Below are 12,953 nucleotides of genomic sequence, written 5' to 3'. Positions count from 1 at the left end.
AAACCGTTAGCGTGGCGACCCCGCGATGCCTCGCTGGCAAGTGCGAAGATTCTTCACTTCAGCCTGCAAATCAAGCGCGATCCGCTCGACCGCCTGGTCGGGGCGAGCGTTGCCGCACATGAAGATATCGAGTGCGGCGAAGCGATGCTCGGGCCAGGTATGGATCGTGATGTGCGACTCCGCGAGCAACACGACACCTGTCACGCCATGCTCGCCGCCGAAGTGATGAAAATGCGCCGACAACACGCGCGCGCCGGCTTGTTTCGCCGCCTTCACCAGAATCGATTCGAGCGTAGGGGCATCGCGTAACAGGTAGGCAGCGATCCCGCCCAGATCGGCCAGCACATGCGCGCCATACGCGTCACGTGGCGCAGCCGCGAGTTCCGACACCGGAAGCACCCCGTTCACTTGTGCGCCCCATACGACGAATATCCGCTACGCGCCGATGTTCCGCCATAACCGCCGCCACTTCCGCCGCTTCCAGTCATCGACGTGCAACTGAACATGACGATCACCACGAACGCGTAGAGCGCATATAAAAACTGTCTCACGCTCACCTCGGCTCGTCGTGAAAGGCGCGCCAGATCCACTCGGGCGCCCACAAGGCCAGGATGCCGACAATCACCAGCACCGTCGAGCCATCGAACTCGAACAGCTTGCCGAAGTTGACAAACACCATCACACCCGTGCCGATCCACGGCCACGGTCCGAAGCCGGCGGTCGTGAAACCTTCCCTGGCCGGTTCGAGGTCGCTCCTGCTACGCTTGGACTGGGTCGCACGGCGGCTCGCCGCCGCACCGGCCGCCGCCAGTGCCGGCATGCCGAACCGTTGCGCAACCTTGCTGCCGGTCAGCGGTCTGGCGCGCGACCAGACGATTTCGTCGGCGCTGATTTCGCGGGTCATCTTGAAGTCGCGCCACGCGAAATCCGTGATCGATGTCTTGTCGCCCACCTGCACGCGCCAGTTGAACGCACCCGCCACATAGATCACTTCGGAAACATAGTGCTCGCTCTCGCGATAGGTCTTGCCGTCGTCGAGCACCTGGCCGCTCTGGCTGATCATCGGCCAGTGATTCAACACTTCCACGCGCTCCCAGCGACCTTCGCTGTGCACTTGCCACAGGAACCCGCGTTCGAGGTTGTGCAGCAGGTATTCGTCCCAACTGGATTCGCCGTCCGGCGTGCGGCAACGCATCAGGCCGAGCACCGTGTACTTCGCGCCGTCGAAGGTTGCGCTCGCACCGAGCGGCAACGCGGTGTCGATCGCTTCGAGTGTGCGCTTTTTCGAAAACAGCGTGGCTTGCGGCGCGCTGCAATCCACGCCCGCATGGCACGAGCCGCAGATCACATAATCGGCCACGCCGACCGGGCAATCGAGCGACGCGCCGCAACTCGGGCACGTGAACGCCGCCAGGTCGCCGCGATAGCGCCCGGCCGATTCGCGAATCTCCGCTTCGTCGCGCAAGCCCTGACACGCGAGTTCGGCGAGTTCCACCGATTCGCCCGAATACAACGCAGGCTTGCCGTGTTGCGGATCGGCGTCGGCGTAGTCGAGCGTGATGAAATGATCTTCGTAGCGGAAGTCAGCCACCCGCGCCTGCCAACCGTCGCCGACACGAAACGGCAACTCGCCCTCGCCGCCCACGCATTGCGCCGTGCGGATGTCCGACGCGAGATAGCGCTTGCCGTCGAATTCGAAGGGCACGCCCGGGCTCAACGAATCGAAAGACGGCAGCGCGGCGGTTTCGGTATCCTCCAGCGCTCGCTGCGTGGTCACCGCGTACTGGCCCGATGCATCCGAAAGCCAGCCGAACGTGCCGTCGTCGAACGTGGCGTACCACTCGCTCCAGTAGCCCGCGTCGTAGCGCAACTGGATCCGGCCGAGCAGCGTGAAAGAGCGCGTGTGAAACCGGCCCGTGGCGCCGAGTTGCAGCGGTGAATAGTCCTCGAACACCGAGGCCATTTCGCCGAGGCGTTCAACCGCTTCGCCGTGTTTGAGCAAGGTGCTGCGGCACGATCCGCACACGGCCATCACGGCCGCGGCGGAACGGAATTCGAGCGGTGCGCCGCATTGTGGACACGAAGTACTGAACATCGAGTGCGCTTATTTCGTCAGCTTCGCGAGGATCTCGGCTTTCGCCTTCGCATAGTCGTCTTCGGTGACGAGGCCTTTATCGAGCAAGGTCTTGAGCTGCTGCAGGCGGTCGACGTAGTCGTTGGCGGCGGCGGGCTGTGCGGGCGCAGGCGTTGGCGTCTGGTTCAGCGCGCCCGCCATGGTTTGCGCGATCGCCGCGCCGGCCGCGAGTCCCGCGCCGACACCCGCCACGCCGCCCGCGTTCTGCGCGGCGAGCGGAATGGATTGCGCGGCCTGGTACTGCGCGAACTTGCTCAGATCGCCGCTCACGCCGACGCTGATGCGGGCATCCAGCGCCTTTTGCAACGCGTCCGGCAGCGAGACGCTTTGCACCGTGAACGAATCCAGCGTCACACCGTAACGCGCGAACACCGGCGCGAGCGCCTGGCCGATGCGTTGCGACAGCACCTCCTGATTCGCGGCCATATCCACGAACGCCACGTCGGCCGAACCGAACGCCACGCTCATGGCCGTCACGACCAGATTGCGCAATTGCTGTTCGAGATCGTCGACGGTATAAACGCCGCGTGTGCCGCTGATCTCGCGATGAAACGCCGGCACGTCGACCACCCGGTACGAATAGATGCCAAACGCGCGCACCTGCACCAGACCAAATTCGCTGTCGCGGATCGTAACCGGTTGCGGCGTGCCCCAGCGGCGCCCGAGCTGCAAACGGGTGCTGAAGAAGTACACGTCGGACTTGAACGGCGACTCGAACAGCTTGTCCCAATTGCGCAGACTGGTAAGCAACGGCAGCGTGCGCGTGGTCAGCGTGTACAGGCCGGGGCCGAATACGTCGGCAATGCGGCCTTCGTTGACGAACAGCGCCATTTGCGACTCGCGCACCGTCAATTGGCCGCCGTACTGGATTTCCTGGTCTTCCATCGGATAACGCCAGGCCAATACGCCGTCACTGTCCTCCGTCCATTGCAGGACGTCGACAAACTGCTTGCGAATAAACGAACCGAGACTCATCGTGTACTCCTCGCGCGAGGCGCCCGCCAGACAGGCATTAAGATGAAAATGCGTGGAATGTGAATTTACGTCAGGCAGGCGGCATTGATAATACCCACCACCAGCGAAGCCGCGCCCATCAATCCACCCATTGCGTTATTACGCGTTTCAATTGCATGGTTCATGCCGGGCAATAAGCGCGTGAGTACGGCATAAGTGGCGACCTGCACGATCATCGCACCGAATGCCCAGACCAGCACGAGCAACAGCGTGGAGTTGTGCGCAATGCTCGACGCGAGCGTCAGGCAGAAGCCGACCAGCGCGCCGGCAAAGGAAAGCAACGCCGCCACGTTGCCCTCGCGGATCAACGCAAGTTCGTCGAACGGCGTGACCTTGAGGTAAACTGCCGCGAATCCGAGGATCAGCACAAACGCCGACAGTAAATGAATCCCATAAGAAAAGGCATCACCCATTTAATCCCCCGGATTTTGTATGTCGCGGCGGCGCGCGTAAATCGCCGCCAGTATATCCAGATCGGACCGGAGTGCCCAGCATGAAGATTAAACATAATCGCATGCTGATACTGTCGGTACTGGTGCTCGCCTCGTGCGGATTGGGTTATGAGCTGATCAGCAGTACCTTGTCCAGCTATTTGCTCGGCGATTCGGTATTGCAGTTTTCGTCGGTGATCGGCTGTTATCTGTTTGCGATGGGCGTAGGCTCGTGGCTCGCCAGATTCGTCGACGACGACGACGTGCTCGACCGCTTCGTGGATATCGAATTGCTGGTGGGTCTGCTCGGCGGTTTGTCGGCGGCCATGCTGTTCGGCGTGTTCGCCTGGCTGTCCACGCCGTTTCGCGCGGCGCTCTACGCAGTGGTGCTGGCACTCGGCGCGCTGATCGGCATGGAGATTCCGCTGGTCATGCGCGCGTTCCAGCAGCGCCGCCAGGCGTTCCGCCACACTGTCAGCGACGTACTGACGTTCGACTACCTCGGCTCACTCGCGGTTTCCCTGCTATTTCCGCTGGTGCTCGCGCCGCGTCTCGGCCTGCTGCGCACCAGCTTTCTGTTTGGCATTCTCAACGCGCTGGTGGCGCTGTGGACCACGCACACGTTCCGCGCCGAAATCAGCAACGTGCCGGGCAAGCTGATGCGCGCCGCGCTGGTGATCAGCCTGCTCGGCGCCGGTTTCGCGCTGTCGGAGCGCCTCACGCATTGGGCCGAACACGGCTTGTACGGCGACGAGACGATCTTCTCCGAAACCACGCCGTATCAACGCATCGTGCTCACGCAATGGCACGACGACATGCGTCTTTATCTGAACGGCAATCTGCAATTCTCGTCGCGCGACGAACACCGGTATCACGAGGCGCTGATTCACCCGACGCTCGAAGCATTGCCGTGGGCGAAGCACGTGCTCGTGCTCGGCGGGGGCGACGGGCTCGCGGTGCGCGAAATCCTCAAGCATCGCAACATCGAAACGGTCACGCTGGTCGATCTCGACCCGGCCATGACGCGGATGTTTTCCACCTCGGCGCCGCTCGTCAAACTCAATCAAGGCTCGCTGAAAGATCCACGCGTGCATGTGATCAACGACGACGCCGTGCGTTGGCTCGAATCCAACGCCGAGGTGTTCGACGCGATCGTGGTGGACTTTCCCGATCCGACCAACTTCGGTTTAGGGCGGCTCTACTCGGTGCCGGTCTATCGCATGCTGTCGCGGCATCTGTCCGAGAACGGCTATGCGGTGATTCAATCCACCTCGCCGTATTTCGCGCCGCACGCGTACTGGACGATCGTCGACACGTTGCGCGAGGCGGGCTTCAACACGTGGCCGTATCACTGCTATGTGCCGTCATTCGGCGACTGGGGCTTCGTGATTGCCGGCAAGCGTCGCGACTACACGATCCCGACGCATTACGCGGAGCCGATGCGCTGGCTCGACGCGCAAACCGCCGTTGAAATGTTTCATTTTCCCGCCGACATGCCCGCGTTGCCGATGGCGCCGAACCAGATGAACGACCAGCCGCTTGTCCGCCTTTTCGACGACGACTGGAAGCACGTGTTGCGCTGATGGACCGCCGCACTTTTCTGTTTGCGGGCGCGGCTGGCACGGCCGGCGCGGTGGGGGCGGGCGCGTTGGGCTCGCTGGCCTCGTTGACCGATCTCAGCCGCACCGGCTGGATCGAGACGACGCCGGTGATCGACAGTCCCGGCATGCGCGAAGGTCATGCGCTGCGCGACCGTCGCAGTTTGCCGGCGCCGTCCGGCACGCTCGAAACCGACATCGCGATTCTCGGCGCGGGCGCGGCGGGTTTGTCGTGCGCGTGGCAACTCGCGCGGGCGGGGCATAAAGATTTCGTCGTGCTTGCCGGGCCGGAATTCGGCGGCAATGCGGCGGGCGGCCGCTTTGGCGAACTGGGCTATCCGAAGGGCGCGCACTATCTGCCGTTACCGTCGATGGAATCGACGCATCTGCGCGACATGCTCGCCGACTTTGGCGTGATCGAAGCCGACCCGTTCACCGCCCGGCCGGTGTTCGACGAACGCGTGCTGGTGCATGCGCCAGACGAACGCTTGCTGATCGACGGTCAATGGCAGGACGGCCTGGTGCCGACACTCGGCGTGGACCACGCGGAAATCGCGCAGCAGCAGCGCTTTTTCGCTTACACCGACACACTGCGCACCGCCGTGGGCAGCGACGGCCGCAAGGTGTTCTGCATTCCGCTCGCGCAGTCCTCGCAGGAGCCGCGCTGGCGCGCCCTGGATAAGCGCTCGTTCAAACAGTGGCTGGTCGACGAGGGCTATACCGCACCGTCGCTGCACTGGTATCTGAACTACGCGTGCCGCGACGATTTCGGCGCCGGTTATGAACACGTCTCCGCGTGGGCTGGCTTGCACTATTTCTCGTCGCGCGGCGGCCACGCGCGCAATGCGGAAGACGGCGCGGTGCTGACCTGGCCCGATGGCCTGCATGGCATGGTGACCCGGCTGAGCGCGTCGATCACGCAACGGGTTGGCAAATCCACGTGGTCATTACCGGGCTTTGCCGCGCGGGTCGATGAAAAACCGGGTGGCGTCGAAGTGCTGTGCGTACGCATCGACAGTCGTAACGTGCTCAGTACCTTCGTGCTGAAAGCGCGCCGCGTGGTGTCGGCCATGCCGCTTTTTGTCGCCCAGCATGTCATGCCGCATCTGTCCGCGTACGGTTTCGACGCGTCGCGCGACCTGCCGCCGCGCGCGCCGTGGCTGGTCTCCAACTTCCTGATGGACGGCATGCCGCGCGAAGCGCCGGGCGTGCCGCTCGCGTGGGACAACGTCGTGTATCGCGGCGAAGGTCTCGGCTACGTGGTTTCGACGCATCAACTGATTCGTCTGTCGCCGCCGCAGCGCTCGGTGTTCTCGGCGTATCAGGCGCTCGATCTGAAGACGCCCGACGACACCCGCCGCTGGCTCGCCGCCGCGCATCCCGACGACCTGCGCGCGCAAGCAGCGATCGATTTGCTGCCCGCTTATGGCCGCGATCTATGGCGTCACGCCGCCGCGCTGGAAATCACCGTGCGCGGTCACGCCATGGCGACGCCGGACGTGGGCTTCCTCAGCCGTCCCGGCCTGCTCGCGTTGCGCGACGCGGACGGCCCGGTGCTGTTTGCGCATGCGGACCTGTCGGGCATGTCGCTGTTCGAAGAAGCCTCGTACTGGGGTGTACTCGCGGCACACCGTGCCCTGGGATAAGCCCGAATTCGCTTACGTTTTATTTTTGATAATCTTTCTTTAAGCTTTCATTTCGGGTTAAATCTCCTTCGTCAATCACTCTCGATACAGGGTCACGTATGTCGCAATTCATGCAAGGCGCAGTCACATTGGGCGGTTGTATCGGCATTTTCACGGCCGTGGTCGCCGTGGTGGAAATGTTCGCCAATTAAGTACGCGCGCGCGTCGAACGTCGCCGCCGCTATGCCGGCCGACGCTTCGACGCCGCCTGGTGAATCGCCGCCCGCACGCGCGGATAGGTGCCGCAACGGCACACTATGTTGGACATGGCCGCGTCGATATCGGCATCCGTCGGATTGGGTTTCTGTTTGAGCAGTGCGCAGGCCGCCATGAGTTGCGCGCTCTGGCAATAGCCGCACTGCACCACGTCGAGATCGATCCACGCCGCCTTCAAGGCTTGCGCTTCCACGCCCTGCACGCCTTCAATCGTCGTGATCTTCTGCGTATGCAGGCTCGACATCAGCGTCTGGCACGACAGACTCGCCTTGCCGTCCAGATGAACCGTACACGCGCCGCAAATCCCCACGCCGCAGCCGAACTTGGTGCCCGTCATGCCGAGCTCGGCACGCAGCACCCACAGCAGCGGCATGTCCGGCTCGGCCTGCACCGCGACCGCGCGGCCGTTGATGTTTAGCGATCCCATGCGGGTCTCCTCGTCATTCCCGTTCTTTTGTCTGTTTGAGCGTGTTGCGCGTTACGCCAGCTTCAGCGGCAACGCACGCAGACGTTGGCCCGTCAACGCGAACACCGCGTTCGCCACCGCCGGCGCAACCGGCGGCACGCCCGGTTCGCCGACGCCTTGCGGATGCAGTCGACTCGGCATGATCTCGGTTTCGATCGTTGGACAATCGTTCATCCGCACCACCGGAAAATCCACGAAGTTCTTCTGCTGCACCTGACCATCGACGATCGTGATTTCGTCCTGCAAAGCGGTCGAGAGGCCGAACACGATCGCGCTCTCCATTTGCTGGCGGATCAGATTCGGATTCACCGGCAAGCCGCAATCGATCACGCAGACCACGCGATGCACGCGAATCTGCTTGCCCGGCCCGAGCGATACTTCCGCCACCTGCGCAACCACGCTGCCGAACGCCTCGTGCAGCGCGACGCCGCGCGAGCGCGGCGCGCCGTCGGTGGCATGGCCCAACGGGCGTCCCCATTCCGACACGTCCGCAACCCGCTTCAACACCGCCAAATGACGCGGGTGCCGCGCAAGCAGCTCAGCGCGAAACGCAATCGGATCGCGACCGGCGGCGGCAGCGAGTTCGTCGGTGAAACTCTCCGTGAAAAACGCCTGATGCGAATGGCCGACGGAACGCCAGAAACCGACCGGCACCGGTAACTCGACGATCTTGTGCGCGACGCGCGCGGCGGGCCATTCGTAGGGTTGATCGAACGCGCCCTCGCAGGTGGTTTTGTCGATCGGGATACGCGGCACGCCGTAGTAGCGTGCGAGCGATTCCGGCACGATCGCCTGTCCCGCGGACCGGCTGTCCCATGCAAGCAGCTTGCCGTGCGCGTCGAGACCGGCCTCGAGCCGCGATACACAGGCAGGGCGATAGAAATCATGCGTGAAATCCTGCGCCCGCGACCAGATGGTCTGCACCGGTCTGCCGCCGCCCTGGCGCGCAATCACCGCGGCCTGTGCAATGAAATCGAGTTCGAGACGCCGGCCGAATGCGCCGCCGAGCAACTGCGTTTGCACATCGACCTTGTCGGCGTCGAGGTTCAACACCTTGGCCACGTGGTGACGCGCGAGCGCGGGGACTTGCGTGGCGACCCATACCGTCGCCGCGCCGTCCGCAACCTGCACCGTGCAATTGAGCGGTTCGACCGCGCCGTGCGCGAGATACGGCGCGTGATACTCCGCGCTGACCGTACGCGTGGCGCCGCTCAGCGCGGCGTCGACATCGCCGAGACGGTAGTAGGCGTGGCCCTCGCTGTCGTCCAATGCCTGCGCGAGACGGTTCTGCACATCCGCGCTCGACACGTGCGCCGCGGCGCCGTCGTTCCAGCCGACCGTGATAGCGGTGACTGCGTTCATTGCGCGAAACGGGTTGTCGGCGATCACCGCGACGCCGCCGGTTCCGCCGTTGTACGGCGCGACGGCGAACGCCTTGATGAAGCCCGGCAGTTTCTCCGCCGGCCCGGCGTCGAAATGCGCGACCGTTCCGCCCAATGTGGGACACATGACGACACTCGCATACAGCAGCCCGTCGGGCAACGCGTCGATGCCGAAGCGGGCCGTGCCGTTGATCTTCGACGCCGCTTCGATGCGGCGGACCGGCTTGCCGATCAGCTTGAAGTCGGCCGGGTCTTTCAACGCCACGTTGCGCGGCAGCGGCTGTTGCGCCGCCAGCACCGACAACTCGCCGAAGCTCGCCCGATGTCCCGACGGATGCAACACCTGGCCGCTCTGCGCGCGGCATTCGGCGGCCGGCACCTGCCATTGCGCAGCGGCCGCACCGATCAGCATGGCGCGTGCCGAGGCGCCGGCTTCGCGCATCGGCGTCCACAGATCGTTGATGCTCGACGACCCGCCCGTCATCATCGTGCCGGCGTCGCGCACCAGTTTGCGGGTCAGCCAGACCGTGGCACGCTTCACGGCGCTGTCGTCGTCGGGACGAAACGGCAGATCGTCGACGATGTTCTGCACGCTGTTGTAGATCCCGTCGAGCGGCGAATCCTCCACGCGCACCTGCGACCAGTCCGCGTCGAGCTCTTCGGCGAGCAGCATGGCAAGGCCGGTGTGGATGCCCTGCCCCATTTCCGCCTTGCACATGACGATCGTCACGGTGTTGTCGGCGGCGATTTTCACCCAGCCGTTCAGCGGCACTTCCGTACCTTGCGCGGGTAACGGGGTGGACGTGGTAAGCCGTTGACCCGGCGGCAGCACCGACCAGCCGACCAGCAGCGCGCCCACTGCGCCGGCACCGCCGAGCAGGAAGGTTCTGCGCTTCAACATGGCCCGGCTCGGTGAGCTTGCATGGTGGCGAAGGTTGGGAATGTGCGCGAGGGCACGGGTTTGGCGTGGCGCGTGTTCGGATAGTAGTAAGACGGGCGAGCGATTGCGGGACTTAAATTCGGGAATTTAAGTCAATCGCGGTGAGGCGCAGGGGTTAACGCGAAGCTGCTGAGGGTTGCTACACAGAATGAACTGATTGAGCTGATTGAACTGACTATACGACCCCGCGGCGACCCCACGGATCCGATCGCCGTCGACATTGCCCGCCGACAGCCGTTCACTTACGGATCCGTGTGTATCGCCGTCACCACGTTTGGCTATCTCACCGCCGGTTCGATCCGGACACCACGTCGATCCACACCGCGAGCACCAGAATGCTGCCTTTCACGATCATCTGCCAATACGCGTCGACGTCGAGCATGGACATGCCGTTGTCCAGGCTCGCCATCACCAGCGCGCCGATCAATGCGCCGTACACGGTGCCGGAGCCGCCGCGCATCGACGTCCCGCCGATAAAGCACGCGGCGATCGCGTCGAGTTCGCCCATCGAGCCCGCCGACGGCGATCCGGCCGCGAGCCGCGCCGTGTTGACGATGCCGCCGAACGCGCACATCAGCCCCATCAGCGCGAAGATCGCGAGCTTCACGCGGTTCGTATTGACGCCGGAGAGCCGCGTCGCTTCCAGGTTCGAACCGACCGCATAAATGCGCCGTCCGAACACGGTCTGCGTCGCGATCCACGTGAAGATGCCGAGCAGCGCCAGCAGCAACAGCACCGGCACGGGAATTCCGCCGTACCGGTCCAGCGTGGCGACGAAGCCCGCCAGAATCACACCCGCGCCGACCACCTTCACGACGTCCTGCCAGACCGGCACCACGCGTAGTTGATAGCGTTCGCGATTACGCCTCTGCCGCAGCGTGAGAAACGCGAGCAGCACGAACAACACGACGGCGAGCGCGTCACCCACGAGCCGCGGCAGATAGCCCTGGCCGAGAAACACGAAACCGTCGGAGACCGGCGCGATCGTCGAACCACCCGTGACGCCGAGCAGAATGCCGCGATACGCGAGCATGCCGCCCAGGCCGACAATGAACGAAGGCACGCGGCGATAGGTCGACCACCATCCATTGAACATGCCGACCGCGACGCCGAGCACCATCACCACGGGCACGGTCACACCGATCGGCCAATGACGGTTGACGTCGAGAATCGCGGCCACGCCGCCGAGCAAACCGAGTAGCGAGCCGACCGACAGATCGATCTCGCCGGCAATAATCACGAACACCATGCCGCACGCGAGCATCCCGGTGATCGACATTTGCCGCAACAGATTCGACAGATTGCGCGGCGTGACGAAAGCGCCGTGCGTGAGGAACGAGAAGAACATCCAGATCGCGGCCACCGCAATCAGCAACGCAAGAATCTTGTAGCGGGCAAACAGTTGCTGAATGCGCTGCGGGCCGCCGAATGCACCGCGAGGCGCGGCGCCGTCGGCGCGTTGGGAAGTAACGTCGGGCGTCATGCGGCACTCGCTGCGGTTGGGTTCGGGGATCGCTGCACGGGGCGAATCGCGGCGCTGAGAATGTCCTCCTGGGTGAGTCCGTCGTTGACGAAATCGCCTCGCAGCTCGCCCTCGCCAATCACGAGCACGCGATCGCTAATGCCGAGCACCTCGGGCAATTCGGACGACACCATCACGATCGACATACCGCGCTGCGCCAGTTGAAAAATGAGTTTGTAGATTTCGTATTTCGCGCCGACGTCGACGCCGCGTGTGGGCTCGTCGAGAATCAGCACCTTGGGATCGGTCAGCAGCATGCGGGTGAGCACGGCCTTCTGCTGATTGCCGCCGGACAGACTCGCAATCGACAGCATCGGATGCGCCGCGCGCACCGAGAGCCGCTTCATTTCCGTGTTGATCGTGTCGAGTTCGGCGGCCGAATCGATCCGGCCGCCTTTGGCGAAACGTTGCAACACCGCGAGCGTGATGTTGTGGCCGACGCTCAGACCCGGCACGATGCCGTGTCGTTTGCGATCTTCCGGCACCATGCCGATGCCCGCGCGAATCGCATCCACGGGAGCGCGAATCTTCAGCGGCTTGCCTTCCAGCACGACCGTTGCCTCGCTCACACCGGCGTATGCGCCGAACACCGCCTCCATCAATTCGGTGCGCCCGGCGCCGACCAGACCGGCCACGCCGAGAATCTCGCCGCGCCGCAGCGCGAACGACACATCGTTCACCCGCTTGCGCCGCGAATTGGTGACGTCGAAACAGGTCACGTTACGCGCTTCGAAGATCACCTCGCCAATCGGATGCGGCTCGCGCGGAAACAGGTTCTTGATCTCGCGGCCCACCATCAGCGAAATGATGCGGTCGGTGGTGAGCGAGTGCATCGGCTCGGTGGCGACATGGCGGCCGTCGCGAATCACGCTGATCGTGTCGCAGACTGCCGCGACTTCGTCGAGCTTGTGCGAGATATACACACACGCCACGCCGCGCCTTTTCAGATCACGCACGATGTCGAGCAGAATGCGGATCTCCGACGCGGTCAGCGACGACGACGGTTCGTCGAGAATCAACAGCTTCGCGCGCTTGTTCAGCGCCTTCGCGATCTCGATCAATTGCTTATGACCGCCGCCGTAGTTCATGACCGGCTGCGCGGCATTGATACCGCTTATGCCGAGTTCGCGCATGAGTTCGTCGGCGCGCTGATACATCGCCGCGTAATTCATGCGGCCGCCGGGCAGCGTGATTTCATTGCCGAGAAAAATGTTCTCCGCCACCGAAAGTTGCGGCACCAGCATCAACTCCTGGTGAATGATGATGATGCCGGCGCGTTCGGTGTCCCGCACGTTGGCGGCCTTCAGCGGCTCGCCTTCCCATGTGATGTCGCCGTCCCAGGTGCCGTGCGGATAGACACCGGACAGCACTTTCATCAGCGTCGATTTGCCCGCGCCGTTCTCGCCGCACAGGCCGACGCACTCGCCGGGCGCGACCGTCAGGTCGATGCCGTCGAGCGCCTTCACGCCGGAAAATGCCTTGACGATGCCCCGCATCGTCAGCAAGGGTTGAGTCATTCGCTATGCCTCGCTGCAAGGCGCGCGGCGGCGTGACGTGGACACACG

General features: G+C 63.7%; 11 protein-coding genes. 2 read left to right on the top strand and 9 right to left on the bottom strand.

Annotated features, from left to right (window positions below; all coding sequences use genetic code 11):
* Positions 1-6 precede the first annotated feature (6 nt).
* The 5 genes from speD to BX591_RS30710 form a co-directional block, all read right to left on the bottom strand.
* Positions 7-408, bottom strand: a complete 402-nt coding sequence (gene speD / locus BX591_RS30725; protein WP_244147170.1) for an adenosylmethionine decarboxylase — start codon at positions 406-408, stop codon at positions 7-9.
* Positions 405-551 carry a hypothetical protein gene (locus BX591_RS36645; protein WP_167444649.1) on the bottom strand — a complete coding sequence of 49 codons (147 nt, stop codon included), beginning with the start codon at positions 549-551 and terminating at the stop codon, positions 405-407. The genes speD and BX591_RS36645 overlap by 4 nt, the downstream gene beginning before the upstream one ends.
* Positions 552-553: 2 nt before the next feature.
* Positions 554-2,095: a DUF4178 domain-containing protein gene (locus tag BX591_RS30720; RefSeq protein WP_111935081.1), complete on the bottom strand. Its 1,542-nt coding sequence runs from the start codon at positions 2,093-2,095 to the stop codon at positions 554-556.
* A 9-nt stretch (positions 2,096-2,104) separates the two neighbouring features.
* A complete protein-coding gene (locus BX591_RS30715) occupies positions 2,105-3,109 on the bottom strand; it encodes an SPFH domain-containing protein (protein ID WP_111935080.1) in 1,005 nt (334 codons plus the stop codon).
* Between the two features lie 65 nt (positions 3,110-3,174).
* A complete protein-coding gene (locus BX591_RS30710) occupies positions 3,175-3,561 on the bottom strand; it encodes a DUF350 domain-containing protein (protein ID WP_111935079.1) in 387 nt (128 codons plus the stop codon).
* Between the two features lie 86 nt (positions 3,562-3,647).
* Between BX591_RS30710 and BX591_RS30705 the strand changes: the two genes are divergently transcribed.
* Together BX591_RS30705 and BX591_RS30700 are read left to right on the top strand one after the other, a co-directional pair.
* Positions 3,648-5,162: a polyamine aminopropyltransferase gene (locus BX591_RS30705; protein WP_111935120.1), complete on the top strand. Its 1,515-nt coding sequence runs from the start codon at positions 3,648-3,650 to the stop codon at positions 5,160-5,162.
* Positions 5,162-6,823: an FAD-dependent oxidoreductase gene (locus tag BX591_RS30700; protein WP_111935078.1), complete on the top strand. Its 1,662-nt coding sequence runs from the start codon at positions 5,162-5,164 to the stop codon at positions 6,821-6,823. Before BX591_RS30705 ends, BX591_RS30700 begins: the two co-directional genes overlap by 1 nt.
* A gap of 220 nt (positions 6,824-7,043) precedes the next feature.
* On the opposite strand, the gene BX591_RS30695 is transcribed toward BX591_RS30700, so the two are convergent.
* From BX591_RS30695 to xylG, 4 genes are all read right to left on the bottom strand, one after another.
* The gene (locus BX591_RS30695; protein ID WP_111935077.1) at positions 7,044-7,505 is read right to left on the bottom strand and encodes a (2Fe-2S)-binding protein; all 462 of its coding nucleotides are present in this window, start codon (positions 7,503-7,505) and stop codon (positions 7,044-7,046) included.
* Positions 7,506-7,556: 51 nt separating this feature from the next.
* A complete protein-coding gene (locus BX591_RS30690; protein ID WP_111935076.1) occupies positions 7,557-9,827 on the bottom strand; it encodes a xanthine dehydrogenase family protein molybdopterin-binding subunit in 2,271 nt (756 codons plus the stop codon).
* Between the two features lie 322 nt (positions 9,828-10,149).
* Positions 10,150-11,349 (bottom strand): sugar ABC transporter permease, encoded by a 1,200-nt coding sequence (locus BX591_RS30685; protein WP_111935075.1) that lies wholly within the window; start codon positions 11,347-11,349, stop codon positions 10,150-10,152.
* Positions 11,346-12,905 (bottom strand): D-xylose ABC transporter ATP-binding protein, encoded by a 1,560-nt coding sequence (xylG, locus tag BX591_RS30680; RefSeq protein WP_111935074.1) that lies wholly within the window; start codon positions 12,903-12,905, stop codon positions 11,346-11,348. The genes BX591_RS30685 and xylG overlap by 4 nt, the downstream gene beginning before the upstream one ends.
* Positions 12,906-12,953 lie beyond the last annotated feature (48 nt).

It is taken from the genome of Paraburkholderia bryophila (assembly GCF_003269035.1).
In the GTDB taxonomy this organism is placed as follows: domain Bacteria; phylum Pseudomonadota; class Gammaproteobacteria; order Burkholderiales; family Burkholderiaceae; genus Paraburkholderia; species Paraburkholderia bryophila.
This window is presented reverse-complemented; position numbering and strand designations above follow the sequence as displayed.

Excerpts from the sequence above, each read along its gene's own strand:
- BX591_RS30720 (WP_111935081.1), bottom strand. The coding sequence starts at position 2,095 with ATGTTCAGTACTTCGTGTCCACAATGCGGCGCACCGCTCGAATTCCGT.
- BX591_RS30715 (WP_111935080.1), bottom strand. The coding sequence starts at position 3,109 with ATGAGTCTCGGTTCGTTTATTCGCAAGCAGTTTGTCGACGTCCTGCAA.
- BX591_RS30710 (WP_111935079.1), bottom strand. The coding sequence starts at position 3,561 with ATGGGTGATGCCTTTTCTTATGGGATTCATTTACTGTCGGCGTTTGTG.
- BX591_RS30700 (WP_111935078.1), top strand. The coding sequence starts at position 5,162 with ATGGACCGCCGCACTTTTCTGTTTGCGGGCGCGGCTGGCACGGCCGGC.
- BX591_RS30695 (WP_111935077.1), bottom strand. The coding sequence starts at position 7,505 with ATGGGATCGCTAAACATCAACGGCCGCGCGGTCGCGGTGCAGGCCGAG.
- BX591_RS30690 (WP_111935076.1), bottom strand. The coding sequence starts at position 9,827 with ATGTTGAAGCGCAGAACCTTCCTGCTCGGCGGTGCCGGCGCAGTGGGC.
- BX591_RS30685 (WP_111935075.1), bottom strand. The coding sequence starts at position 11,349 with ATGACGCCCGACGTTACTTCCCAACGCGCCGACGGCGCCGCGCCTCGC.
- xylG (WP_111935074.1), bottom strand. The coding sequence starts at position 12,905 with ATGACTCAACCCTTGCTGACGATGCGGGGCATCGTCAAGGCATTTTCC.